The organism is Staphylococcus caprae (assembly GCF_003966625.1).
Classification (GTDB): Bacteria; Bacillota; Bacilli; order Staphylococcales; family Staphylococcaceae; genus Staphylococcus; species Staphylococcus caprae.
The window spans coordinates 79,972-105,885 of the sequence record NZ_AP018587.1 but is presented as its reverse complement, the minus strand read 5'-3'; the positions used below and the strand labels follow the sequence as shown (position 1 = coordinate 105,885).

Annotated in this window: 23 protein-coding genes; 3 read left to right on the top strand and 20 right to left on the bottom strand. The window is 30.5% G+C overall.

Features of this window, described 5'->3' with window-relative positions; all coding sequences use genetic code 11:
- Window positions 1–5 precede the first annotated feature (5 nt).
- From JMUB898_RS00455 to JMUB898_RS00430, 6 genes are read right to left on the bottom strand one after another with little or no spacing between them, the layout of a single operon-like run.
- Entirely contained in the window at window positions 6–608 is a 603-nt protein-coding gene (locus JMUB898_RS00455; RefSeq protein ID WP_002444931.1) for a VOC family protein, read from the bottom strand.
- On the bottom strand, window positions 598–4,800 hold the full coding sequence (locus JMUB898_RS00450) for a condensation domain-containing protein (RefSeq protein ID WP_002444933.1): 4,203 nt from the start codon (window positions 4,798–4,800) through the stop codon (window positions 598–600). Before JMUB898_RS00450 ends, JMUB898_RS00455 begins: the two co-directional genes overlap by 11 nt.
- Before the next feature lie 11 nt (window positions 4,801–4,811).
- Window positions 4,812–5,855 carry a Gfo/Idh/MocA family oxidoreductase gene (locus JMUB898_RS00445; RefSeq protein ID WP_037541772.1) on the bottom strand — a complete coding sequence of 348 codons (1,044 nt, stop codon included), beginning with the start codon at window positions 5,853–5,855 and terminating at the stop codon, window positions 4,812–4,814.
- A gap of 13 nt (window positions 5,856–5,868) precedes the next feature.
- Window positions 5,869–6,927, bottom strand: coding sequence for an NAD-dependent epimerase/dehydratase family protein (locus tag JMUB898_RS00440; protein ID WP_095323458.1), 1,059 nt, complete (start codon window positions 6,925–6,927; stop codon window positions 5,869–5,871).
- Between the two features lie 29 nt (window positions 6,928–6,956).
- Complete coding sequence (locus tag JMUB898_RS00435; protein ID WP_002444939.1) at window positions 6,957–8,699, bottom strand: ABC transporter ATP-binding protein; 1,743 nt, start codon at window positions 8,697–8,699, stop codon at window positions 6,957–6,959.
- The gene (locus JMUB898_RS00430; RefSeq protein ID WP_232019001.1) at window positions 8,696–10,441 is read right to left on the bottom strand and encodes an ABC transporter ATP-binding protein; all 1,746 of its coding nucleotides are present in this window, start codon (window positions 10,439–10,441) and stop codon (window positions 8,696–8,698) included. The genes JMUB898_RS00435 and JMUB898_RS00430 overlap by 4 nt, the downstream gene beginning before the upstream one ends.
- 590 nt (window positions 10,442–11,031) lie before the next feature.
- On the opposite strand from JMUB898_RS00430, the gene JMUB898_RS00425 reads away from it, so the two are divergent.
- The 3 genes from JMUB898_RS00425 to JMUB898_RS00415 are packed head-to-tail and all read left to right on the top strand — an operon-like array spanning window position 11,032 to window position 13,743.
- Window positions 11,032–11,613 (top strand): MptD family putative ECF transporter S component, encoded by a 582-nt coding sequence (locus JMUB898_RS00425; RefSeq protein WP_002444943.1) that lies wholly within the window; start codon window positions 11,032–11,034, stop codon window positions 11,611–11,613.
- A gap of 2 nt (window positions 11,614–11,615) precedes the next feature.
- On the top strand, window positions 11,616–12,320 hold the full coding sequence (locus JMUB898_RS00420) for an energy-coupling factor transporter transmembrane component T family protein (RefSeq protein ID WP_002444944.1): 705 nt from the start codon (window positions 11,616–11,618) through the stop codon (window positions 12,318–12,320).
- Window positions 12,313–13,743, top strand: a complete 1,431-nt coding sequence (locus tag JMUB898_RS00415; RefSeq protein WP_095323459.1) for an ABC transporter ATP-binding protein — start codon at window positions 12,313–12,315, stop codon at window positions 13,741–13,743. The genes JMUB898_RS00420 and JMUB898_RS00415 overlap by 8 nt, the downstream gene beginning before the upstream one ends.
- Before the next feature lie 327 nt (window positions 13,744–14,070).
- Here the strand turns inward: JMUB898_RS00415 and JMUB898_RS00410 are convergent, their stop codons facing one another.
- The 14 genes from JMUB898_RS00410 to JMUB898_RS00350 form a co-directional block, all read right to left on the bottom strand.
- A complete protein-coding gene (locus JMUB898_RS00410; RefSeq protein ID WP_002444950.1) occupies window positions 14,071–14,835 on the bottom strand; it encodes a tandem-type lipoprotein in 765 nt (254 codons plus the stop codon).
- A 41-nt stretch (window positions 14,836–14,876) separates the two neighbouring features.
- Complete coding sequence (locus tag JMUB898_RS00405) at window positions 14,877–15,641, bottom strand: tandem-type lipoprotein (RefSeq protein WP_037541773.1); 765 nt, start codon at window positions 15,639–15,641, stop codon at window positions 14,877–14,879.
- Window positions 15,642–15,735: 94 nt separating this feature from the next.
- Window positions 15,736–16,020, bottom strand: a complete 285-nt coding sequence (locus JMUB898_RS00400; RefSeq protein WP_002444953.1) for a hypothetical protein — start codon at window positions 16,018–16,020, stop codon at window positions 15,736–15,738.
- 3 nt (window positions 16,021–16,023) lie between these two features.
- Window positions 16,024–16,350 (bottom strand): hypothetical protein, encoded by a 327-nt coding sequence (locus tag JMUB898_RS00395; protein WP_002444955.1) that lies wholly within the window; start codon window positions 16,348–16,350, stop codon window positions 16,024–16,026.
- The gene (locus JMUB898_RS00390) at window positions 16,350–17,732 is read right to left on the bottom strand and encodes a hypothetical protein (protein ID WP_002444957.1); all 1,383 of its coding nucleotides are present in this window, start codon (window positions 17,730–17,732) and stop codon (window positions 16,350–16,352) included. The genes JMUB898_RS00395 and JMUB898_RS00390 overlap by 1 nt, the downstream gene beginning before the upstream one ends.
- Before the next feature lie 2 nt (window positions 17,733–17,734).
- Window positions 17,735–18,514: a tandem-type lipoprotein gene (locus JMUB898_RS00385; protein ID WP_037541829.1), complete on the bottom strand. Its 780-nt coding sequence runs from the start codon at window positions 18,512–18,514 to the stop codon at window positions 17,735–17,737.
- A 284-nt stretch (window positions 18,515–18,798) separates the two neighbouring features.
- Entirely contained in the window at window positions 18,799–19,935 is a 1,137-nt protein-coding gene (locus JMUB898_RS00380) for a quinone oxidoreductase family protein (RefSeq protein ID WP_002444961.1), read from the bottom strand.
- Between the two features lie 193 nt (window positions 19,936–20,128).
- A complete protein-coding gene (locus tag JMUB898_RS00375) occupies window positions 20,129–21,007 on the bottom strand; it encodes a T3SS effector HopA1 family protein (protein WP_037541774.1) in 879 nt (292 codons plus the stop codon).
- Between the two features lie 16 nt (window positions 21,008–21,023).
- The gene (locus tag JMUB898_RS00370; RefSeq protein ID WP_232019000.1) at window positions 21,024–21,986 is read right to left on the bottom strand and encodes a phosphotransferase; all 963 of its coding nucleotides are present in this window, start codon (window positions 21,984–21,986) and stop codon (window positions 21,024–21,026) included.
- Window positions 21,987–22,176: 190 nt separating this feature from the next.
- Window positions 22,177–22,326, bottom strand: a complete 150-nt coding sequence (locus tag JMUB898_RS12620; RefSeq protein ID WP_002444967.1) for a hypothetical protein — start codon at window positions 22,324–22,326, stop codon at window positions 22,177–22,179.
- 322 nt (window positions 22,327–22,648) lie between these two features.
- A complete protein-coding gene (locus tag JMUB898_RS00365) occupies window positions 22,649–23,287 on the bottom strand; it encodes an NAD(P)-dependent oxidoreductase (RefSeq protein ID WP_002444969.1) in 639 nt (212 codons plus the stop codon).
- Window positions 23,288–23,432: 145 nt separating this feature from the next.
- Window positions 23,433–23,861: an Rrf2 family transcriptional regulator gene (locus JMUB898_RS00360; protein WP_002444971.1), complete on the bottom strand. Its 429-nt coding sequence runs from the start codon at window positions 23,859–23,861 to the stop codon at window positions 23,433–23,435.
- 163 nt (window positions 23,862–24,024) lie between these two features.
- Window positions 24,025–24,687, bottom strand: coding sequence for an ABC transporter ATP-binding protein (locus JMUB898_RS00355; protein WP_002444973.1), 663 nt, complete (start codon window positions 24,685–24,687; stop codon window positions 24,025–24,027).
- Window positions 24,688–24,699: 12 nt separating this feature from the next.
- Window positions 24,700–25,749, bottom strand: coding sequence for an ABC transporter permease (locus tag JMUB898_RS00350; protein ID WP_126501867.1), 1,050 nt, complete (start codon window positions 25,747–25,749; stop codon window positions 24,700–24,702).
- Between the last annotated feature and the right edge of the window lie 165 nt (window positions 25,750–25,914).

Genomic DNA, 25,914 nt, shown 5'->3' with positions numbered 1-25,914 from the left:
TTCTATTAAAATTCAACATCTATTTCAAATTCACCTTCTTCAACTTCTAATATTGAATCAGTATTTAAAAGTTGAACTATTTCTAAGTATTTACTATTTGTTTTATATCTAATTTTTTTTATGCCTTTAATGCCATTTGCATGATTGCAGGATAAATTCCTTTTTGTTTTAAACGGTGACTTAATAAAAGGCACATTTGCATCAAATGGGAACAAACACTTACACTTCAATTTATATCCATAAACATCGTTTCGCTTTACTGGAACCTTAATAGTTTTAAATTGTTTTTCACGAAATATACTGTTAAAATGTGAGAATTTATCCGTGGTTGTTTCAAAAGCGATTCTGATATAACCTTCTTGTGCATTGTTCTGTGCTAACAAACCTTCTACAAATTTTCTTTTGCCAAATAAATGAAGTATTTTTTGAACAATAATAGGCATATACATACGTTGAATTAATTCTATGTATGGTCCTTCTTCAAAATAAATTAAAGCATTATACGGTTTGTCTTTTTTACCATATTCAACGGTAAATCCTTGATTCCTAAATTGTGAGACAGTATCTTCCAAATTGTTCACTTTATATAAAACGTGACTAATTTTCATGACTTTTGACCTCCAAAGCATTTGCTAAACTTTGCACATACTCAAATTCTACGCACGATGCATGGTTACCTTGAATATCTTTTTCATTAATATCTCCAAATACAAAATCGTTCCAAGTTATATCTTTTTTAGTTTTTGGATAAAAATCATTTAGGGTTTCAATAGGATTAAATACACGAATGTTGCCTAAAAATGGCTCTGGACTGTAATGAATCATTCCTAAATATGTTTGGTTAAACACTTGATATAAATCTTGTAATTTTTCGAATGAATTATTCGTACCATTAAATTCTTGATTAGGGATACTATTATAAATACGCATCAGTCTATCTATTTGGGATAGCTTTGATAACGCTTTAAAAGATAAACCAACATCGCTGTAAGAGCCTTTTAATTCGAATAACTCTTGATTTAATATATCTCTAGTTTCACCTTGTAAAATATGCTTTAATGCTTCTTGTAAGTCATTAAATTCAAATTTATAACCCACCGCATTCATGTCAGCACCTATAATGTTTGCAAAAGCTGCTTCCATTAATAATGGGTTAGCAATCTCATGTAAACAAAGATGAGAGCTTATGATATTTACTGGCAATACTTTTTTGCCATTTTCTATAAGAATTCTGGCAGTTTCTATAGCAATAAAACCACCTACACAATAACCATATAACTCAAATTCTTCAGCACCAGTATTCATTAACGTTTCGGCATATTTCCATGCTAAAGAAAGTACTAATTTATCTGGCTGTATACTCGTATAATCATTAACATCACCATAAACAAAACCGTATATAGCGTCTTGTTCATTGCATGATTCATATAAATAAGGTAATAGATAATTGTAATCAAGTAATCTTCCCGTACCCGCATGGAATAACGCTTTAATATGGTTAGGTTGCTGAACAGTTTGATGAAAAATCTTAACATGATTAGGAATTATTTTTTCTTTATACGCAGAAGAAGAATATTTTTTTTGATCTACAACCTGACTTGCTAAAGCCCTAACTGTGGGATTTTTAGTAAATAACTTCATAAGTGTTTCGAAAGTAAGTCCCTTCACCTCTAATACATTTTCTCGAATCTCAGTAATCAATTTCGCAACTAGTAGCGAATCTCCACCGATTTGATAAAAATTATCCTCAATTCCTATATCTTCTCGTTCTAATACTTTTTCTAAAATTTTTAACAATTGTTTTTCTAAGTCATATGACGGTCTGATAATAGTTTTTTCTTCAAAATTTTCATTGTTTTTTTCTTCAATATAATACTTCCATATATTCCTATCTTCTATACTTTTCGGTAGCTGAGTAGTTACTTCCAAATAATCTGGTTTCATAAATTTAGGCCATTTTTCAATAGTTTCTTGAATATCATTTTCAATATTTTTTAAAGATGGGCTTAAAGATTGACTTATAATCACACTCTGTCCACATTCATAGATACTTTCTTTTCTTTCAGGAAGCATCACTAAAGGATTAAAATGAGCTTCTTTTAGCATAGTTTCCCAACTTTCTCGATTGAAAAAGGTATTATTAGAATGCCTTCTAGAATCTAAAAAGTGGTCTAATCCCCCTTTTAATTCTAAAGATGTAAGTAAAGAATACGATTCTAGTGTAGCTTCAATCATAATTAAATAGCCTCTAGGTTTAAGCATTTCATTTAATTGGTTTAGCACTAATAATGCATGTTTAGAATTATGTAAAACATTAGGGCATAAAATAATGTCATATGCCTGCTTTTTAAAACCTTGACTTTTGTATGATTCATTAATATCAAATAGTCGGTAATTAACATAATCATATTCCTTTAAAATTTCTTTACCATGACTCAAAAAATATTGAGATATATCAGTGAAATCATATTTTATTTTAAAATTATCAAGTGAAGGTAGTACTTCAATTGTAGTAGCAGCAACTCCACCACCGACTTCTAAAATACTTATTTCACCTGATTTTTTATTACAGATATTTTTTATTGCATTCTTAGTTATCTCATTTAATCCTTTGTTAATAATATTTTTATTATATGCTGCCATAGCAATGTCAGTTTTTCCTTGAGGGAAAAACAACTCTAAACTATTTACCTTTTCTTGAATTTGTTCTAATAATTGATCGCTTGAATCTTTTTGATAATTGAACATAGTGGAACTGTAATCAATTTCATTCTCAATACTTTCGAATTCTTTCCAATATTTTTCGTTTTCAGAAACTAGATTAGACCCGTAATAAGTTAGTGCATAAGCATTTTTTCTATATACTATATAGTGTTCTTTTTCTAAAGCATTTAACCAACGTCGAACAATCATATGATATTTACTTGTAATTTCTAGTTTTTTAAAAATGTCTCTGATCATTAGAAATTCACCAACGTCGCAGAATATACCTACTTTTCTGAAAACTTTCAATATGTCAGTTAATGCAGTTAAATCAGATAAGTTTTTCCATTTGTTGAATTTTTGTTGATCAATATTTTCAAAAGCATTTTTACTAGCTGTTAGCAGGTGAGCTTTCAAAGAATCGTTCAATTTAACGTCTTGAATTTCATAATTTGGCACAATATATGTTTTTAAATGTTTGTTTTTATCATTATTAACTTTTAATGTGTGAGAATGGTCAACTAATTTTAACGTAGACAATCTTTTATCAATATCTTCTATTTTTATTTTGTGGTGGTGATGTTTTACAATGTTTTTTTCAGATAACGAACAAAAATAACTTTCATTTTCCCATTGCTTTATATCTTTAGCATACTCATGCAATAATATTTGAAACTCATCAATAAATGCATTAATAAATTTCGTATCGAAAGCATTATCACGAATATCTAAGTGACAAGTAAATGTATTATTTTGTTCGGACACCTGACAATCTATTAATACTTGAGGCGTTTCACTTACTCCATAAATAACTTCATATTTATCATTATTATCGTGTGGCATACCAATTGTGCTGGTATAAACGAAAGGAATTATAATATTTTCGCCATGATATTTAGATAATTCTCTTAGTACCTCAACTCCATTGAATCTTTTGTGATCTAAATTATTCAATAACTCATTTTGTATTTGTAGCGCTCGTTCTTTAAAGTTACTTTTATTAGTAGTAGTATCTAAAACATTGACTGAGGTAAAATCACCCATCACCTTACTAATATCTTCATTGAACTGATATCGATTCATCAAAGTAATATTAATCGCAAATTGATCAGTGAGTGAGCGCTTCTGTAACAAGTCTTTATATATCGTTAAAACAGCGTTAGAGGGTGTCACATTAAATGAATGACAATTAGCTTTGAACTTTTTCCACTCTTCTCCTGTTAATTTAAAATCGAATCTTGTAAATGAAGGTCGATCCGTATTATACGCTTCAGGATTTACAGTTAGTTCTGGTTGTAAGGGCATTTCTTTTATTTTGTCTAACCAATAATTTTTATCTCTATAATATAAGCTTTCCTCATTAGTAGTTTTAAGTTTTTCTTGATTAAACACTACAACATCTCGAAAGGATAATTCTTCATATTCAATTTCTTCATCATTATAAATTTCAATAATTTCATCAATCATTTTGTGAACACTCATAAAGTCTCCAATTACCATATCTACAACAAAATGAATAATTGTATAATTTTCAAACATAGATAATTCAAAATGGTGTAAAGGAAATTTATCTAATGAAAATTGCATTCTTTTTAGTTCATTTCTTTTATTTAAATACTTAAAGTTCTTCTGATCTCTTCCTAAATTTGTGTAATCATTTACTTTAAGTTTAGGATACGTTTTAATTTCATAATGTTGATGCATTAAATCATCAGAAATAATAGTTTGTAATATATCATGGTTTTGTATTAATTTGTGCCAACTTCTTTCAAATTTTTCAGGTGATAATAAAGGCATTTTTATTTCAGTATAACTTTTACAACCTAGTCCACCTAATTCTTGTTGAGGTTGTCTTCCTATTGCATAAGCTTTTTGCATATCAGATAAATCGAAATCTTTATATCTGTTTTTTTCATCATGTTTCAGTTTAGTCTTACTGTTTAAATAAGTAATAATCTCATTCTTATTATCTTTCAATGTTTGAATATCTGAAGGTTTCATTATGCCTTTAGGAGCTCTATATTTAACTTTTTCTTGATCTATCCAAATTAGAATTCCTTTTTCCGTAAATGATTTTAACAATGATTGAATATTCATAACACATCTCCCTAATCATTAATTTCATTTAATGTCAATGAGCTTATTTTTGTTCCATTAATAGTTTCGATTGGTCCTATTAATTGACTAATTTCCTTCCATAATTGACATAATGTAAATAATTGTTGAAGATATACGTTCAAGTCTTTAGGTTTTTGAATATAATCTTCAAAACGCTCTATAGTATTTTTAATAGAACGTGGCCATACTTCTTCATAAACATTTTTATAAGTATAATCATGCGTATTTATATTTTCAGATACAGGCAAATTTAATAAAGTATTATCTATATATAAATTAAGATTGCCTTCTTCATCATTAGGAATAAACACTCTTGGATACCAAGAGACACCCTGATTAGTATCATTAAGTGTTAGACGTCCACTCTCATAGTAAAAAGTGATTTTATGAAAAATATGGAAATAATTATCAGGGTTACTCGTATCCAATTGATTTTGAATTTTAATATCAAATGGCACATTTTTGATCTCTCCAAAAACTTGAGTAAAGAAGCCAGTCTGTATTTTTTTATCATGTAAAGAAGCGGGCGAAAGTCCTTCCAAACTCTGATTTAAAATGTCTAATAGCGGATATAATACCTGAATACTACAAGAGGCTTCTATATATTTAAGAGAACATTTCCTACTTATTTTTTGAGCAAATTGAATAAATTTTTTTACAGTTTCTATATATGGATAGAATGTGTTTATCATATACAGACAATCTTGATTTCTCATAGTTTTTAATGACTGTACTATATCGTCACTATGAACGGGTTGTTCTTGAATGACATGTACACCTTTATTCAAAAAGTACTTAGCAATTTCAGATCCTTTTCCACCAACGATTGCAGAACGAATGACTATAATTACAATGTCAATTTTCGTCACATCGATATCATTTAAATTAGTATATAAAGGTACCTGATATTTTTCAGAACATTTTTTTGACTGTTTACTGCCTTTGGATAAAATACCTACAATTTCATAATTACGAGTATATTTATGAACGCCTTCCATGTATATTTGACCAAAAGTAGTACCACAGATTAACACTTTTTTCTTTTCTTCATAATTCTCCCTCCTCTACATATTTCTCCTTTAAAACCACATGTTCTCTATAATCCATACCATTGTTAACCAGTTGTTTGATAGTGAGTTCAGTGTCTAAAATATCAGATGCCCAATAACAATTTGGTTCTAGATAGCCATTAATCAATTGTTCCAAGCACAATTCTGTGACTAATGCAGATATCTCATTGCTATCTGATGCAATTAATCTAATCTCTCTTTTCACTTTTTCTTCTTCAGCGTATATTTGAATAACAAACCATTGTTTTTCTTCAGTATGATGCTTTTCTAATAGAGATTTAATCTTTGATATTTTTTCAGTCATTGTTACATTCTTTAAAGTTAGAATAGCGTATCCTTTACTTAGTAAAGTTTTAGCGTTTTTATTACCAAATAAAAAATAAGATTTTACAGATTGAATGGACGCTTCTTTCATGATTCTTTCTAATTCCTTTGTAAGATATAACTGAGCAATTGCAATCTTATCTTTTTGTATTTTGATAAGATGTTCAGAACTATCGTATGCCTCTTGATTTTGATTAATACATATATTTGATTTCCCATAACCATTTTGTATGCTTAACAAAATATCTAGAAATGCGTTTTGTCCACCAATCTCATTACCACCTTGATAAATCTCCATATGAATGGGAATAGATTCACACAACTCCAACATCCTTAATACTAATAATCCTGATAAACCGGGTTGTGCACCTGCGTTAATAATTTGAGGTGTTGTTCGTTCCTCAAAATTAATAACGTTTTCTAACACATCACCACCAAACAAATCGATGTATGGTATAGACGATTTATTCAGTAGTTTTGCAATTTGTGGGCTAATCAAATAAGAAGGTCCCGTACAATTAATAATAATGTCACACTGTTCGATTATTTTAATAAGCGTTTTGGGTTTATAGACATCGATATAGATATCGGTAGGATTACGTTTTTTCGAATGATAGGTGGTTATAATGCGATATCTCTTTTTTAATCTTTTTACAAGAATTCTTCCTATAGAGCCATTACTACCTAAAATGCCTATTGTTTGGAAGTTCATACTGTATAATCACCCAATCCATAATTTTGTTAGATTTCGTTAACTTTCCAGTCACTACTTTTACGTTGCAATGAAACAAGACGTTGATACAAACTTTTATTAGCCATTAATTGTTGGTGTTTTCCATTTTCAATCACTCTCCCATCTTTCAGCACCACGATTTGGTCGCAATGTTCAATCGTCTTTAATCGATGTGCAATAACAATTACAGTTTTGTCATAAATGAGTTTACTGATTGCTTCTTGAATTAATGTTTCATTTTCCGGATCTAATGATGAAGTCGCTTCATCCAATAATATAATTGGAGCTTGTTTTAAAAATGCTCTAGCTATAGAAATTCTCTGTCTTTCTCCACCTGATAAGGTTTGCCCATTTTCTCCAATAACAGTTTGATAACCCTCAGGTAATTTATCTATAAATTCATTACAATTCGCCATGGTTGCAGCTTGATATACTTCCTCATCCGTGGCTTGGTAATTTCCAACTTTTATATTATTGAAAACTGTATCGTTGAAAAGAATGACATCTTGGAAAACAAAAGAATAATACGTCAATAAATGTTCAGGGTGGATATCATTGATATTGTGATTGTCAATCGTTATACTACCTTGTTCTAAATCCCAAAATCGACAAGCTAATTTTGAGAGTGTACTCTTACCACACCCTGAAGGGCCAACTAAAGCTGTTATTTCACCTTGATGAGCTGTAAATGAAACATCATGTATAACTTGTTTATCGTTATATCCAAACGATACATGATTAAAATGAATATCAAATTGTTTTAACTCAATCTCTTTAGATCCTCCTTGTTCTTCTATTTCAAAAATTTTTTTAATACGTTTTGCGCTTACTAAAGAATAAATAAATTCTCCTATTTTATATAAAGAATTGGTTAACGGATCATAAATCCTTACAGCTACATAAACGAATAGAATGAAGCCAATTACTGTTAGTTGCCCTTTTACGAGTAGTAAGGTTCCTAATAGGACTAGTACTCCTAATCCAACACGAAGAACGTTGTAAGAAATTGAAATAAAAATACCTACTAAAATTTCATAGAGAATAGACCATGGTATAACAGCTCTAATCTTTGCTTTTAAATTTTCAATATAGCGTTCTTTTTGATTTGAAGATTTAATTACTTTTATATTTTCTAAAAATTCTTGCACCGCTTCTGAAATATTAAGTTTTAATTGTCTATTTTTTTTATTTGTTGGTGTCGTTACAAATTTAGATAGAATAATAAAAAATAAAGCGATAGGCATGATTAAAAATAAAGTAAGAGACATTTGCCAATTGTAAAAGCTCAAAACAATTAATACTATCGTGCTTGATATAATACCTGATGCTAAATTAGCAAAGTCACTTGTAAGTTGCTTTTCTACTACAGAGACATCATCCATTAATGTACTAGTAAAATCGCTTAAATCTCTTCCACTCAAATAAGATAAAGGTAATTTTCTAAATTTTTCTGCTAGACGTACTCGCATTACAGCTGTCTCTTTACCTGAATTAATATACATTTGTTTATAAGTGATTAAGTAAATCACATAGATACCGATTATTAAAACAATGCTTAAAAAAACGTACTTCCATAAACTAATCGTTTGAGAACTGTTTATATGTAAACTTTTTAACATTTCATCAGTCAACATGATAAATAATACTACTGGTAAAATTACTGATAATTGATGAAGAATCGTAAGCAAAGTAGTTTTAAATAAATCTCTTTTCCCTTGCTTTGATAATGAAAACAATGTTTGTATATTCATTTTTTCACCCCTAGTTTCCAGTTGATACTTTGTTGATAATCGTTATACATATTTGCATAAACGCCATTTTGAGTAATCAAAGATTTATGTTGTCCCTTCTCAACCAATTCTCCTTCTTTCATAACTAGAATTTGATCAGCGTGTGTAATAGTAGATAGACGATGAGCAATCATAATAACTGTCTTATTTTTGATCATTGAGCTTAATGCTTGTTGAATTTTATATTCATTCTCTGCATCACTAAAAGCGGTAGCTTCATCTAATAAAATAATAGGAGCATCTTTCAACATTGCTCGTGCAATCGTAATTCTCTGTATTTCCCCTCCCGATAAATAACTTCCTGATGTCCCAAAGACTGTATCCAATCCATTGGGCATCTTATTAATAATCTCCCGACATTGCGCTTGATCAATCACTTGCTCTACTTCATCTCTCGTAGCCTCTGGTCTGTAAAAACGAATATTTTCTAATAAGCTAGTTTTAAATAATTTTGTTTCTTGGAAAACGTAACTAATATTCGACATTAAATCTTCATATGCCATATCTCTTACATCCACATCACCAATCATGACTGTCCCACTTCCCACATCATAAAAGCGTGTAATTAAATTAAATATCGTAGATTTACCACTTCCTGAAGGACCAACAATAGCTGTGACACTGTCAGTTTGACATTCAAACGATAGCTGATGGAGTGCTTTCTCTTTCATACCTTCATATGTAAAACTCACATCTTTAAATTTAATATCAAAATAAGAAGGCTTTTGGGAGATAAGCGGTTTTGGTAGGCTTTGCGCATCATAAATTTTTGTGTCTAGATTATCCATTGCGTTAAAAATAATCATAGCTTTATATGAACTTTCCATAATACGCATCAACATAAATGCAACAAGTGGAGTAAAAATAACAAAGAAAATATAACTTAAAAGTATTTTTTTGGAGTTACCAAAATTATTAAAAAGAATGATAGTTGCTGGGATAAGAAAAGCAAAAATTCCATAGACACAAACTATGTAGCCACTCATTGCATTTTTCATTGATAATGCATAGCTAATAGTAAAATCTCTATAATTTTCTATAGCTTTATTGAAAGATTTAAAAGAAAAAGCTGTTTGTCCGAAGATTTTTACTACAGAGATACCTCTTATGTACTCGACCACATCATTTCCCATATTAGCCGATGCTTCTTGATATTGATCTAAGAAAGACTTACTTTCATCTCCCATCATGAACCTTAAAAGAAGAAAGCCTAAAATAACTGGAATTAAACAAATAAGTGATAGTTTCCAATCGAAAAGAAAGATTAGCACTAAAAATGCTATAGGTGTTGTTAAGGCTTGTGCCATATCTGGTAATTGGTGTGCAATATAATGTTCAACTTCATCGGTGTTCTTCTCTATGAGTTTACGTAATTTTCCTGTTTGTCGCTTTTGATAATAACCTAGAGGTAATTCTTTCATATGATCGATGAGCGATATTCGATATCTTGCTACAGTATTGAAGGCTACGATGTGAGATAGCAGTAAAGCTAGACCATAAAACATAAAAGCTAATGATACATAAATTACAGCTTGCCAACCGTAATATTTCATTTTTTCAATAACTGAATTGGTCAAAATTCCATTAGTTGATAACAAATTTTCAATAACATAGTAAACATTTAAATATGCACCTAAACTAATAACACTTGAAATAATAGAAACAAATATCGCTAAATAATATAAATATACGTAGTTTCCCATAAGTGATTTTAACTTGCTCAAATGTTGATTTTTCATGTGTTAGTTGAGATTAGACTATAAGCACTTAAAAACAAATTAGTTTTTAAAATACACATTAAGGGCGCTGTTTATTCTATTTTGCATATAAATGCTCTAGTACAATCTCTTCTCCTTTCTTATGTATTTAACAAGTATATAAAGCGGTTACATTTTTATTTGAAAGATTCTTTCATGTATTTATAACTTGTAATTATTTTTAGAACCTTACACTGCATAGTACTTTGAAATATCGATTTTATTACATTTTATAAATTGTAAAAAATCATTAAATATAAATATAAGTTTTAAAATAAACTCTATATGTATTTTTTTATTACAAATTGTAATTGAAAATGATTATCGATTGATGTAATGTAAATGTATACTTAATTTGTATTTGTGTCAAATCGCATAAAAATTACAATAATAGAATTAATACTATGATATTTCATTTTATATTAATAAATTTAATTAAATCATATGCTATCTATACTTTTTAGGTGCCTAAAACTCTTAAAATTTGAAAAGCATACACATTAATAATTGAAAAACATTAATTAGGAGTGATTTTGATGAGAAAGTTAAAGTTTATGCAATTGGCTGATTTTATAACCGTGGGGGTCTATACCGCCATTTATTTTTGCGTGATTTTTGCAACAAGCATGATAGGCGTGGTGCCTATTCTATATATTTTTTTATCTATTATCGTAGCTCTCATTGGGGGGATTCCATTTATTTTATTTTTATCTAAAGTAAAACGTTTCGGGATGATTACTTTGATGTCAATAATTATAGGAGTGATTACTTCATTAACAGGTTATTCATTTTTACTTTTATTGTTTGCTATTGTTTTTGGTTTAATTTCAGATTTGCTTTTTAATACGCTTAAGGTATCAAAAATTTCTTATATTTTAACCTATACAATCTATAATTTTTGGATGATGGGGTACTATTATCCGTTATTTATAAATAGTGAAAAATTTTTTGAATATACGCGCCAAACTAACGGGCACGAATATGCGTCTCAATTAAAAAACTTCTTCCCTTCTTGGGCTTTTATAGCAATTATTGTTAGCACTGCTATTGCAGCTATTATTGGAGGAATAATAGGAATCAAAATGCTTCAAAAACATTTTAATAAAGCTGGTATTTAAAGATGCCTTTAAATACTCTCGCCAAGTTATTGATATTGTTACTATTTAATACTTTAGTTTTATACATTACGCCAATTGGAGTATATTTTTATATTTATATTTTATTGTGGTGCTTACCCTTATTACTTTTTTTCTTAAATGGTTATCTCAAGATTTCATTACATTATTTGATTATTTTAATCATACTAAATGGATTACAAATTCTATTGGTTCCTCATTTAACTGGTACACTCTTTTTTGTTGTGCTTGGAATAATTTCAGTTAGTATACGAATTATGCCTGGTTTCTTAATGTTTTATTTTTTTATAAAAAGTACTAAAACCAATCAATTTATTACCACAATGCAAGATTTACGTATACCTAAAGGGATTATCCTTTCATTTTCTGTAATGTTTCGCTTCATTCCAACTATTAAAGAAGAGTACCGATTAATTCAATATAATCTGAAATTACGCAATTTAACCGGAATAAATATTTTAATTCACCCTTTTAAATCTATAGAATATCGCATCATACCACTAATCGTATGTGTAGCTAATATTGGTAAAGATTTAACTGTAGCAGGGCTTATTCGCGGACTCTCATCACCAAATAAGACTAGTCAATTATGTAAAGAAAAATGGGCTTTGTCAGACTATAGTTTTGTTATATTGTTAGTTATTCTTTGGTTTATTTGTATCGTAGGTAAAGGAGTTACTCATGCTTGAAATAAATAACTTATCATACCGTTACCCAAACAGTTGTACTTTTGCATTATCAAATATCAATTTACATATTAATAAAGGTGAAGTGATTGTTTTATGTGGTAAATCAGGAAGTGGTAAGTCTACACTACTTCAAACTATAAATGGAATAATTCCCCTTTTTAAAGAAGGTGAACTAACTGGAGATATTTATATATCAAATCAAAATACCAAAAATTTAAATTTCTATGATTTTACTAAATTAACAGGTACAGTTTTTCAAAATCCTAAAACACAGTTTTTTAATGTTGATTCAGATAGTGAACTTGTCTTTACTTTGGCTAACTTAGGTTACTCAAAACAATATATTTTTAGTCAAAGAGATAAGATATTAAACCAATTCAAAGCTAAACATTTACTCAATCAAAACTTATTCCATCTTTCAGGTGGCCAGAAACAACTAGTCTCAGCGTTAAGTGTAGCTATTCATCAACCTCCCATCATTCTATTGGATGAACCTTCCTCAAATCTTGATGTCCAAACAATAGATAAATTAAAACAAATGATTAACTACTGGAAGACCATAGGTACAACTGTTATTGTAGCGGAACATCGTTTGTACTATTTGATGCAAAATGCCGACAGATTCGTCTACATGGATAATGGGAGAGTACTTCAAGAATATACACAACAGTCATTTATATCTTTAGATACAAAATCTTATCAGACGTTAAATTTAAGACAACGGTCAACGCCACAGTTAAGACCTATTAAAAAGCGCTCAAATAACTCGAATGGATTTATTACTGGAAACTATACATTTAATACGAAAGATTTTTCGCTTAATGTACCTAAACTTCACCTTATTTCACCCGCAATTTATGGGGTTATTGGTCCTAATGGTGCTGGTAAATCAACTTGGATCAAACATTTAATTGGTCTTGTTAATCTGAAAAAAGCACAATTTACCATTGATGGACAACAATATAAAAGAAGAAAATGTATAAAAATGAGCACTCTAGTCATGCAAGATGTTAATCATCAATTGTTTACAGAATCAGTGTCTCAAGAAATGTCTCTTTCAATGAAGCGCTTTAACCTCGAAAAACTCAATCAATATCTTGATATTGTTAATTTAAATAATTATAAAAATAGACACCCAATGTCATTATCGGGTGGTGAAAAACAGAGATTAGCAATAGCAACTTCATTAGCTAGTAATAAACAGGTATTTATATTTGATGAACCTACAAGTGGGCTTGATTTAGAAAACATGTTGCGTGTTGCCCAAATGTTAATAGATTTACGCGAGCAAGGTAAACAAGTCTTCCTTATAACACATGACATAGAATTACTGAATGCATGTGCTGATGAAATTATTTCACTAGAAAACGGATCTCTCAAAGGAATATACACTTTGGATAATAATTTCACTAATTTAAAATGAGCAGTTTAAGTAAGTTTGCATTGTAAAAATTTGAGCGGAACAGAAACATAATTTAACAAAATTATTTTCGTTGTCCCTCACCCAACTTTCATTATTTGCAGAATTTCATAAAAGAAATTCTCTATGTTAGAGCCCCACCGTCAAGGATGGCTAGCATTGAAATAAGTTGGATTTAAGTGCACCTTCAATTCAGTTATCTATCGTCAATACGCTAAATAAGACTAAGCTATTAAATGATGTTCCAACCTCACCAATTTCTAACTTGTTTTCAGAAACGAATCTTTAGATTTCTTTAAATTAATTTTATTCAATAGTTAGGTTGTATTGTCACTTGTTCTCAGTAGGGCTAAATAGTACCGCATCTGTAAAAAAGATATTCTCTTCTTTATTTTCTACAAAGGTAAATTCTAGGTCTCTATGACCTACGGATGATCCTTTTAAATCCCCATCCCCTTTCAATAATAGTTTTGGTGCTTGTTTGGTTGGGATGTCATATCTCTTTCTTAATTGTTTCACGTTATAGTCATTATTACTCAATTGATACTTTGCGGAATAACTTGGCACATTAGGATTGTATGAAATATCGACATTTTTATAATCTTTAATATCTTTAAAATTGCCATATTGTACAAAAAATTTAAAGTTTTCTATTTCTTTTTTTAATTTGTCATTAGGTATTGGTTTCGTTGGAATAATTTTATTGTGTTTCATTTTCACAGGATATTTCTTTTCATCATCTTTTGGTCTACCTTTACTGTCATCTGTGGTTTCACTTATAAAATAGGACCCTTTGGTTGTTCTAGTATTACGATTGATATACAAAACCATTCCTTTGGTTTCCATATTCTTTCCTTTTGGTTCAATAGTCATTTCAGAATGAACTATCCAAGTTCCTTTATCGTCTTTATCAAATTCTCCATCTCGAAAACCTTCTTTATCGTAAAAATCTTCTAGATTTTTAGTCGGATATACTCTTAACATTTTATTAAAGTCTTGTTTGATTTCAGCTTCTTTACCATCTCCACATCCAATGACCAAAATTATCAAAAATAATAAACTTATGTATATAGTTACTTTCTTTAAATAATGCATTGGCTCACATCTTTCTTAATTTTTGAAATTTTATTCAATCATTACTTATTCTCACTCGGGGCAAATTCAACATCATCAGTAAAATAAATATTTTCTCCTTTTTTCTCTACAAAGGTAAATTCAATATTTTTAGAACCTATGGATGAGCCTTTTAAATCACCTGAACCTTTTAATAATAATTTTGGTGCTTGGTTCGTAGGGATATCATATCTTTTTCTTAGTTTTTTAACATTAAAATCATTGTTGCTAAGCTGATATTTAGCTGAATAATTAGGAGCATTGGGATTATATGATACCTCGCCATCTTTATAATCTTTTAAATCTTTAAAATTTCCATATTGTGAGAAAAATTTAAAGTTTTCGATTTCTTTTTTTAATTTTTCATCTTTTATTTGTTTAGTTGGCATAATTTTATTATCAACCATTTTGACAGGATATTCTTTCTTTCGAGTGTGAAATCCTATATCACTTTTTTCTTTTACTTTAGTTATCATGAATTTACCTTTAGAGGTTCTTGTATTTCGATTCATGAATAAAACCATGCGTCTAGTTTTTAAACCTTTCCCTTTTTGTTGGATATTGATACTAGACGTTATTACCCATGTTCCTTTATCGTCTTTATCAAATTCTTCATCTCGATAGCCTTGCTTATCATATAAATCTTCTAAATTTTTAATTGGATACATACTTAAAGTTTTATTAAAACTTTTTTCAATTTCAGCTTCTTTACTATCTCCACATCCACTGACCAAAATTATCAACACTAATAAACTTATGTATATAGTTACTTTCTTTAGATAATGCATTGGCTCACATCTTTCTGATTTTACTTCATTTATACTTTTACAAAAATGCACATTGTAAAAAAAAGCGCATCACTTTGATACGCTTCTAAATTCATTAGTCCATAATATTCTTTAAATTATTACTTATTTTATCCAATTCAGACATTGCACTATCTACCCAATCGCCTTTAGCTGAACCTTTAAAATTTTTGCTGAAAGCGTGGCAATGGCTCATTGTTTGTGTTATCAGTGCTTTTTCTTCAGCCTTCATCTCATTTTCATGATCATGGTGCCTTTTAAAATGCTCTGGAGCAATTACACCTGTAATTTTCTTTTTCTCCATTTCCTTTTTTAATTTATCTGTAACTTCATCACCTAAGATAGGATTCGGCATTAACATATTTTAATCAGCCTCCATTATCTTTTCAGATTGCTTTAAATATTCTTTTCTTACTTCATCTTTATAATTTTCTATCTTTCTCTCTCTGTGACGAATATGCGCATTTATTTCTTGATCACATTCCTCAATAATATTCATCATTCTAGTATTAGAATCATCACTATAATTCATTTTACTTTTTAAATATAAGAACGCTTCGTAACTTTGATCATTTTCTCTTTTTAATTGAAATCTTTGTTCATTAAGGTTTTGTAATTCAATATCAATTTTCTTTTTCGCTGTGTCATAGGCATCTTCCAGGTCTTCTATCTTCTTATAATTTGAAAACATCACATCAAGCTCCCTATTTGACTTGCTAACATTTGGTCTTTATTTACTATTTCATTGATACTATTTTTAATTTTAGATACATACATACTATATTGTGAGGAAACGTTTGATAAATGACTTAATTTAATAGAAATTTCATTTTGAGGCGTGGTAACAAGTTTATATTCATTAACATTTCCAGCATTTAAAGCGCTTAATACTTCGTCGCCAGAAAGATGTTTTCCTATCTCATTTCCAGATTCTTGAGCTTCTTCCCAGTTTTTTTCAAATTTCTTATCCATCTCATGGTACATTTTTTTCAAACGTTGGAATTCTTCTTCAACTAATTGATTTAAGCCCTCAGCTATTGAAAGTGCAGTTAAACATTCTAATAACTTTTGTTGTGAGGAAGATAGGGCTCCTCCACTTGCTTGTAGTAGATTTGCTCTAACTTCATCAACTTTTCCTAGTTTATTTTTAGTTTGCTTTTTCGCATTTATATATGTTTTATCATTCGCCTCTTCATATTTTTCTAATTTTTTAAGCACTTTTTTTATTACTTTTTGTTCATTCGCTGACATAAAACCATCCATCGAATGGCCTTTACCATTTTTTAGAATCAACTCATCCCCTGCTGATACATAATCTGAATGTTTAACCCTTTCATTTAACTCATCTTTATCTGAAACAATTCTAAGAATATTCCCATCATATTTTTTCAACAGTTCATCTACATCATCATCATTTTTTGTATCAAAATAGCTACTTAATAAAGGAGATAGAGGTGTTTTTAATATGCGGGTTCCTTTTATTGCCAATGGAGCTGGATTATAGACAACGATTTTCTTAATCCCATTACTTGTGCCTATAATTATAGCATCTCTACCTCCTAAAGAATGACCTGTAATTATTTCTATATCATACTCTTTTTGCAAGTTCTTTATGAATTGTTGCGTACCTTTAAATTGAGCATCTTTATTGGTTACTGAACGTAGTCCAATATTTGCATCTGATCTAAGATCTTTTAGTGTCTCGGCTGTATCTTTATAATCTTGCTTAGATGCTTTGACCTGTGGATTAAATAAACTAGCACCTACCCTCTTTAGTTGTTCACTATGAAAATTAGTTCCTGTCATACCAACAGTAAGTTTACCTGTATCCTTATTTAAAAAAGCAGTAGACGTTGTTCCAGTATTTGGGTCGGTATAACTATCAATATATTTAAGATTACTGGGAAACTTATCACTTTGTTTTAAATCTTCAATTTGTTCTACTATTTTTTTTGTTTTTAAACCATTATTTTTAGCGTTCTCTATTTCATAACTAATACTAGATACTGAACTTGTTTCTTCAGAATTATTAGTTAAATTTTTGGATTTTATTTTATATTCAGCTTGGTACATACTTAATCCCCCCTACTCGGGTTAAAGTTTATACTGTCAGTAAAATAAATATTTTCTTCTTTATTTTCAACAAAAGTAAATTCAATATGTTTATAACCTACAGAGGAACCCTTTAAATCCCCTGTACCTTTCAATAATAATTTAGGAGCTTGATTCGTGGGTATATCATATCTTTTTCTTAGTTGTTTAACATTATTATCATTATTGTTCAATTGATATTGCGCTGAGTAACTTGGAACGTTAGGATTGTATGATATACTTTCATCTTTATAATTCTCTAAGTTTTTAAAGTTGCCATATTGTACAAAAAATTTAAAGTTTTCGATTTCCTTTTTTAATTTTTCATCTTTAATTTGTTTTGTTGGAATAATTTTGTTGTGTTCCATTTTTACCGGATATTTTTTGTCTTTAACATCAGGTCTTCCTTTATTATCTTCTGTTATTCTTTTTATAATAAAGTCACCTTTAGTTGTTCTAGTATTTCTATTTATATGTAAAACCATCCCTCTTGCTTCCATATCTTTTCCTTTCGGTTCAACAATCATTTTAGAATTAATAATCCAAGTCCCTTTATCATTTTTATCAAATTCTTCATCACGGTAGCCCTCTTTATCGTAAAAATCTTCTAGATTTTTAGTTGGATACACGTTTAACATTTTATTAAAACTTTTTTTGATTTGTGCTTCTTTGTTATCGTCTTTATTCATAAATCCACATCCTCCAATAAAAATCGTTATTATTAACAAACTTACGCATAAAAGTAACTTTTTCGAATGTTTCACATTTTCACATCTCTCTGTTTTTGAATTTTTTTCTAAAATCATGGTATCTTCATATAAATATTGAGTTATAATACAAATTTCTCTTTTATATTATCAAACAATACATACCCATTCAATTTAATTTATATTTGTATATTATTGTCATGTTTATATAGTATAAGAACCACATAGTCATCTTTTTGTATAACTACGTGGTTCCTCAATTATTTTTTACTCTTAAATTGTTTCATGATTTATTAGTAATCATTTCTAAAGGCAATCTCTCGATACCGTAATAAAGGGCATTAATTAACCACTTTAGACTCTTCCTCATATAGCATTATCGCTTTGCCTAAACGGCCTCTCGTGTTATAGGTACGGTTAACGAACTCACTGCCTTCTTCAATAGAATAGCTTCTATCAATGGGTACGATAAATTCATTTTCATCATAGTCTGATATGGCGTTTTCCAAATCTTCCCACGTTCCAATGCAGTTACCGATTAATGACAGATTATTAAGCATCACTTTTAACATTATATTTTTAAGATGATTAGGGGTCTTTTCATCTTCATATTCGAAAAAATCGGGATGCTGATTCTTATAACCGCATGTGATGTAACGTCCTCCTGTTTCCATTTGATTCACTGCTTTTTCTAAATGCAAATCAAAATAAGGATCAAATACAACATCAAATTTGCCCAAACCCGCTTCTTCCCACTTATGCACATTTCTATCTATGTGACACAATTTAGCTGGCTTAATGAGTTCTTGTTCTTCGGGCGTCCATTCAGAGGTGCTTAATACGGTCGTATCTATTCCCATTCTGGTTAGGTTGTTAATAATGAACATAGACGTATTAGAGCGGCCGCTTAGTACTAGCGCGCGTTCATTGGGTTTGAAATTTACACGTCTTACCATGCTTGTTGATGTTTGACCACCTATTGAAAAGCCTGCTGCCACAGCGTTATCCATATGATCTGGTATTTTAATAAGCTTTGACTTATGCAATTTGAGCCATCCTCTTGAAGCTTCATTTGTTACTGCTCCAGGTGCCACACCAGTAAAAGGAGGATCCGGATACGCACAATTGGGTATCACACGTTGTCCAATTTCAAATTGTTCTACTGAAGACCCTTTAGCAACAATGGTCCCTACAAAGTCTGAACCAAAATAAGCAAATGGCGGAGCTTGAAAGTTCACGTCTTCTTGCATGTTTAATGCAGCTTTTAAAATAATGGCTTTATCTCTGTAATTACAAGAAAACGCATCAACTTTTACTAACACGAAATGTTCGTTCTCTAGCTCATATTCTTTGAAACTTGGTCGTTCTAGTTCAATCAAACCACAATGAATGGGTGTTCCTGCAATATTTACATCAGGCAACATGGTTACATCATTTTCTGATACTAAATTTGTATTAATTAAAGCCAATACTTTCATAAGTTGAATCACTCCTGTCAATATAAGTCATAAGCTTTTAAACCATTTTGGTTAGAGCATTGTTCAATATGTAATACACGCTTTTTAAAATAAGACCATTTGCATGCGCTCCATCTGCCTCAAGCGCCGAAGATTTACACACAAATGAATGAAACAATTTATGATAAGTGAATCGCTCAACCCACATTTAAGTTTACTGTCCGGCATTTTTAGATAAATCATTAACATCTATCTGATTCGCAATCAATCTTTGTTTCAGTAACAATTGGAAGGCTGCACCTGTATTAAAGTAATCCTGAATGGCGTCTGCTATGGCACTACAACGATGTTCACCAAAGCTTTGTTGGATACCATTGATTTGAATAGGTTCCTCAGCTGTGTAAAGGTTATATCTTAATTGGCTAGCAAGTTGAGAACCTTTTTGAATCTTTAAAGGAGAGCTTTCAATATGTTCAATTAATACTTTTTCAACTTTTTCTTTATCTTCACTACTGTAAAAAACAAGTGCATCGTTTCTTGGATAACTATCAGAAGATGACAAAACTTTAGCGGAAAAGCTCACATTCTTTTCAACTAACTCATTGACACATTTACTCCATAGCTCTATCGCATATTGTGGCGTGTCTGCATAAATATAATGACGTGTAACCTTATTCATATGTAAACCATTGTTTGTATGTACGAACATGAAAAATCCAGGAGTCAAATTAGGTCTAGAACAAGGTATTACAAGGCTATTATCTTCATTTACTTCTTCATTGATTCGAAGTCCTTGAATGACATGATAAGTGTGACCGTTGAAACTCTGAGTGCTCGTCTCTACTCTGATCCCTGGGTCTTTAATACGACTTACTATTTGTTGGTTCAAATCATTAAATGTTTTTGTTGTTTGTTTAACTTGATTATTTAAATTTCCAGTATGTAGCATTGAATATAGCCACTGTTTCAACTTACTTTTTTGATTTTCAAGCACCTCATCATATGTTTCATTATCTATTTTAACTCTGTTCAAATCCGTTTCTAATTCTATTTTCAGCGCTAAATCTTCTAACGTATTTACTTTTTCTGACATAGTAAGGCCTCCTATTTTATTCAAATAGCTCTATTAGATTTTCTGGAAACACTATGATTTCTCTTCCTATTCCGAGTATTGCTTTATCTATGGCAGTTAAACGAAATGAAAATTTAGCTCTACTCATGATTCTTTCTACGAGAAACCAACCTATATTTTTAGAAAGATGTATTATATTAATCGCTTTTTTAGATACATAGGTTTGATAAGCTAATTGAATTAACGGTCGCATTTCCTCAATATAATTGACACCTCGTTCTATAAATTGATCTTCTATCTCTTTGGCATTTGAAGTGTCTTGAGTCGTTTCGGTAAAAGTCTTTAATAAACAATCAAAATAGATTGAACCTATTAAACCAGCTAAATCTCTAGTTGGGTCACCTTTGCGTAATTCTTCAAAATCTATAATCCAAAGCGTATCATCCGAATATATAAACTGATCCAACCGTATATCACCATGACAAATACAAACGTCATTATCATGAGATTCCTTCATTATCGTTTCCATAAATTGTAAATCTTGTTGCAATAGACGAAATAACTCTAATTCTGCACCTGTACATCCGGCATATTCATATTTATTTAGTGCATAAAATAACGATTCGCGTTGGGGTAATTCATTTTCTGAATCTATATTCAAATCAGTAATATCAGCTAAATGTAATGTCACTAACATATCTGCAGCTTCTGCAATTTTATTTTTAAAATTTGGAGACGGCTGTTCTAATTCATCTTCTAATGATGTAGCATTCTCAATCCATTGATATTTTAGTGATAAATCGTTCTCTTCATAGCCAATCAACTTAGGAGAATTCAATCGAATATCGTTTGTGCGTAAGTCCTCCCATTTCAAGCAATTATGATACCTTCTGAGCGCATCACTTTTAGGGCCTTTAATTACTTTATGTAAATATTGCGTTGTTCCATCTTCTTCAAGACTAATGATATTACGACCTTCCTTATCCTTTAGCATCGACATCTTCATACTCCTTTCATGTAAGTCTCGGTTATTTATTTTAAAATGGGTATGGTATGATTGTTTTTATGTAATCATTGATACTATTATGAGATTCCAATATCTCATGTAGTCATTTCTTTTTTCATATTTAAAAGTTACTACCCTATAATCTTGATAATTTAAATTACAATATTATTGATCATGAACTGCGTTATGCGGCACTCCAAGTAACTGTGTAAGACACGGAAGCTGAGATGGATGATGTGCGACCATCACCTAAATCTCTTTCTTCTAATGCGCTTCGTTGAATATGATTTGATGTTGTGTAGCGACTATATCCGTTGAATAAAATATTTTCCATATATAATTCCTCCTGATGTTATAGGGTAGCAACCGCTTTCATTATAATTCCAAAAAAAGAGTAAATTCAATTTTTATATGTAAATTTACATTAAATTTATTAATATGTTCATATTTAAAATATGAAATTTGTCACTAGTATAAAGTAAATATTAATGTTTTATAAAAATTAAGTATACACATTGGGTAATTTCGAAATATTGAACCCAACACACGAACTTATTTTAAAAACAAAAAAGCCACACAATGAGTTAGAATTAACATCATTCTGTGACTTAGTATTGTATAAAGTTAGTTATACATGTCTTTATATATTAAATTGATTATTCTTGTTCCCCAACTACTGTGAATCGTTCATTAACGTGGTCTGCATTTTCAGCTTCATCAACAATTGCAATCGCATAGTCTGCATAGCTGATATAACTGTTACCTTTGCTATTAACTAGTAATTGATCTTTACCTGATGTATACGTGCCTGTACGTTGACCTTCTGGATCAAACTCTGCTGACGGACTTACAAATGTCCAAGTGATTCCTTCTGTGTCTTTAAGTTCTTGAAGATTACGACCTTGGCCTGCAGCTGTTGGTTTAAACATATCTGGAAATTCTGGTGTGTCAATTAAACGTGTCGTTTGTGCATCATCTACGAATAGACTACCAGCACCACCGACAATAATCGCTCTAGTATCTACGTCTTTTAATAGGTTAATTAAAGCGTGACCCGCTTCAACATGTGCATCTTCTTCGCCTAGCGGTGCACCGAATGCATTAACGACTACATCAAGATCTTTAATATCATCAACTGTGAGATGGAAGATGTCTTTCTCTATCACTTTCACATCTTGATGATCTAATTTAGCTGCATTTCTGACGATGGCAGTTACTTCATGACCACGTTGTGTTGCTTCTTGTAATACTTTATTTCCTACTTTACCTGTTGCTCCAATAATACCGATTTTCATGCTTAATTCCTCCACTTTTTCTTTTTTAGAGTGATTGTTATGATTCTATTTGAAGGGTGTCTTCGATTCTAACTTATTTTCCACCTATATACGTGCGCTCTACATGTAACTTAATTAGTTACATGTTAGGTATAACGGATAGATTTTATCCGTTTTGTTGTACAATGCCTGACACAATATCATCCATAGTAACATTGGCTAACACCGTTTCCATCGCATCTTGTGCTCGAAGTAACACTATTTCTAGTACACTTTGAATATTCGCACCTACAACACAATTGATATTCGTATCCTCATGCATTTGGAAGAGTTCGCCCTCTTCGACGACCTCTACTGCTCTATAGACATCAAGTAATGTAATGTCTGTGAGTGGTTTCAATAATTGAATTCCACCACTCCCTTGATGTGTTTCAAGGAAACCTGCTTGTTTTAGTTTACTAATCAATCTTCTGATTACTACTGAATTTGTGTTTACACTGCCCGCAATGTATGCGGAAGTGAGTGTTTGATTACGCTCGATGTGAACTAGAGATAATATGTGAACAGCCACAGTAAATCGACTACTTATTTTCAAATATCTCACCTCATGTAACTATTATAGTTACAAGTTAGTTATAAAGTCAATTTAGAAGTTTACAACTGCTTATTTTTAAAGAAAAAACGATAATTTCTACATTAGTATCGTTAGAAATTACCGTTTTACCTAAATCAAAATTAATTTATGTTCCGAGATTGAGTTACTGTTCTTTTAAGTAACCATCTTGCATATGATATGTCTTATCGCAAAATTGTGTTAATCGTTCATCGTGCGTCACGATAATACAGGTTTTATGACGTTGCTTAGACTGTTCTTTTAAAATTCCCATCACTGCCATTGCATTGTCTGTATCCAGTGAAGCTGTCGGTTCATCGGCTAATATAATAGAAGGTTTCGTATAAATTGCCTTAGCAATTGCGACACGTTGCTTTTGCCCTCCTGATACTTCAGAAGGTAGTTTATTCTCAATTTCTTTTAAACCTAAATCGTTTAATAATTTATCGAATTCTTCAGTACTTAACACGTCTTTTTTATATTTTTTCAATAAATGAAATTGTTGCTTTATAGTTAGAAAAGGTACTAAGTTCGTGGATTGTAAAATAAAGCCAATTTCTTGCATTCTCATCTTAGCTAGTTGCTTCTGACTCAATTGTGAAATTCTATTATCATTAATGTGTATTTCTCCGTGTGTTGGCGTCTGTAGTGCTCCAGCCATTGTTAGGAATGTACTTTTCCCAGAACCTGAAGGTCCTACAATAGCTACTAATTCGCCTTTATCAAAGGTTAAAGATGTCGATTTAACCGCTTCAATCATTTGATTTCCGTCTTTAAATTCTTTCGATACTTTATCAAATTTCAACATTGTCGCACCTCCTTATTCTATTGCTTTAAGTGGGTCAATCTTTCTAATAGATGCCACTGAGAATAAACTGCCAACGAGAGAAGTCAGTATCAAGACTATTCCAAACAGAATCAGCGTCATCATATTAAATTGTACCGGCACTGCCTCTGGTAAAATTAAACTTGTGAGTAATGTAAGTACTAAACCTATCAAAGTACCAATCAATGCAAGGATAAATGTTTGTGCTAAAACCATCTTCATCAAGAAACCATTGGTAAATCCTTGCGCTTTCAATACGCCAAATAAGTTCTTCTTCTGCAATGTAATGACATACAAGAAGACGCCAATCACTGTTGCTGAAATCACAAATAAGAATGTAATCATAAAGTTCATTGTTAAATTTTGTGGTTTATATCCAGGGAGGTCTTCAATAAACTTATTTATACCTATGACTTCAAGGTCGTTATTTACTTTTTTATCTTTCCAATGTTTATCTCGTACAACCACCGCATTTGTTTTCTCTGATGTTAGAGCCGGATTAATTTTTTGTATTGTTTTATTATTAGTGAAAATGACTGGCGAAGCATTATATTTAGCACTTTCTGAGACACCTACGATATGTAACTTTTCATCAGACTGAGATAATTTAATCTCATCTCCTACTTTAAAGCCTTTATCCTTAAGTGTCTGATCAATCACAACCTCATTATCTTTAGTGAACTTTTTGCCTTTAGTGATTTTCGGAATTAAAAATGAATCTGATTTAACCCCAAAGAGTAATGAATTCTCTTCATGACTACCATTGGAGGCGATCACGCCCATCTGCTTCAATGATGACCTCTCTTTAAACTGATCTCCTACTTTAGACGTTTTAAAAATAGATTGTTGAACAGTTTGATTCGCATCTTTATTTAAAACAATGGCATCCGCCTTCCACTTCTTAATTCCTTCTGTGTTCATATTGATTAAGCCATTAGCTAAGCCTGAAAGTAAAAATAATAAATAGCTTATGAGAACTAAAATACCGATGATTAGACCAAACTTAAGCTTATTGCGTTTAATCTCATTCCATGCAAGAAACATATAGTACCCCCTTCGTTTATATCGTTACCCTAGTATAGCAATGATTAAGTTACAGGATATAATAAATACACTTATATGAACTTATCGGCTAAATATGAAAAAAGCTAAGCAACACAACGTTGCCTAGCCGAGTTCTAATTTAGAGTTTATAACTACTTTAGAGGT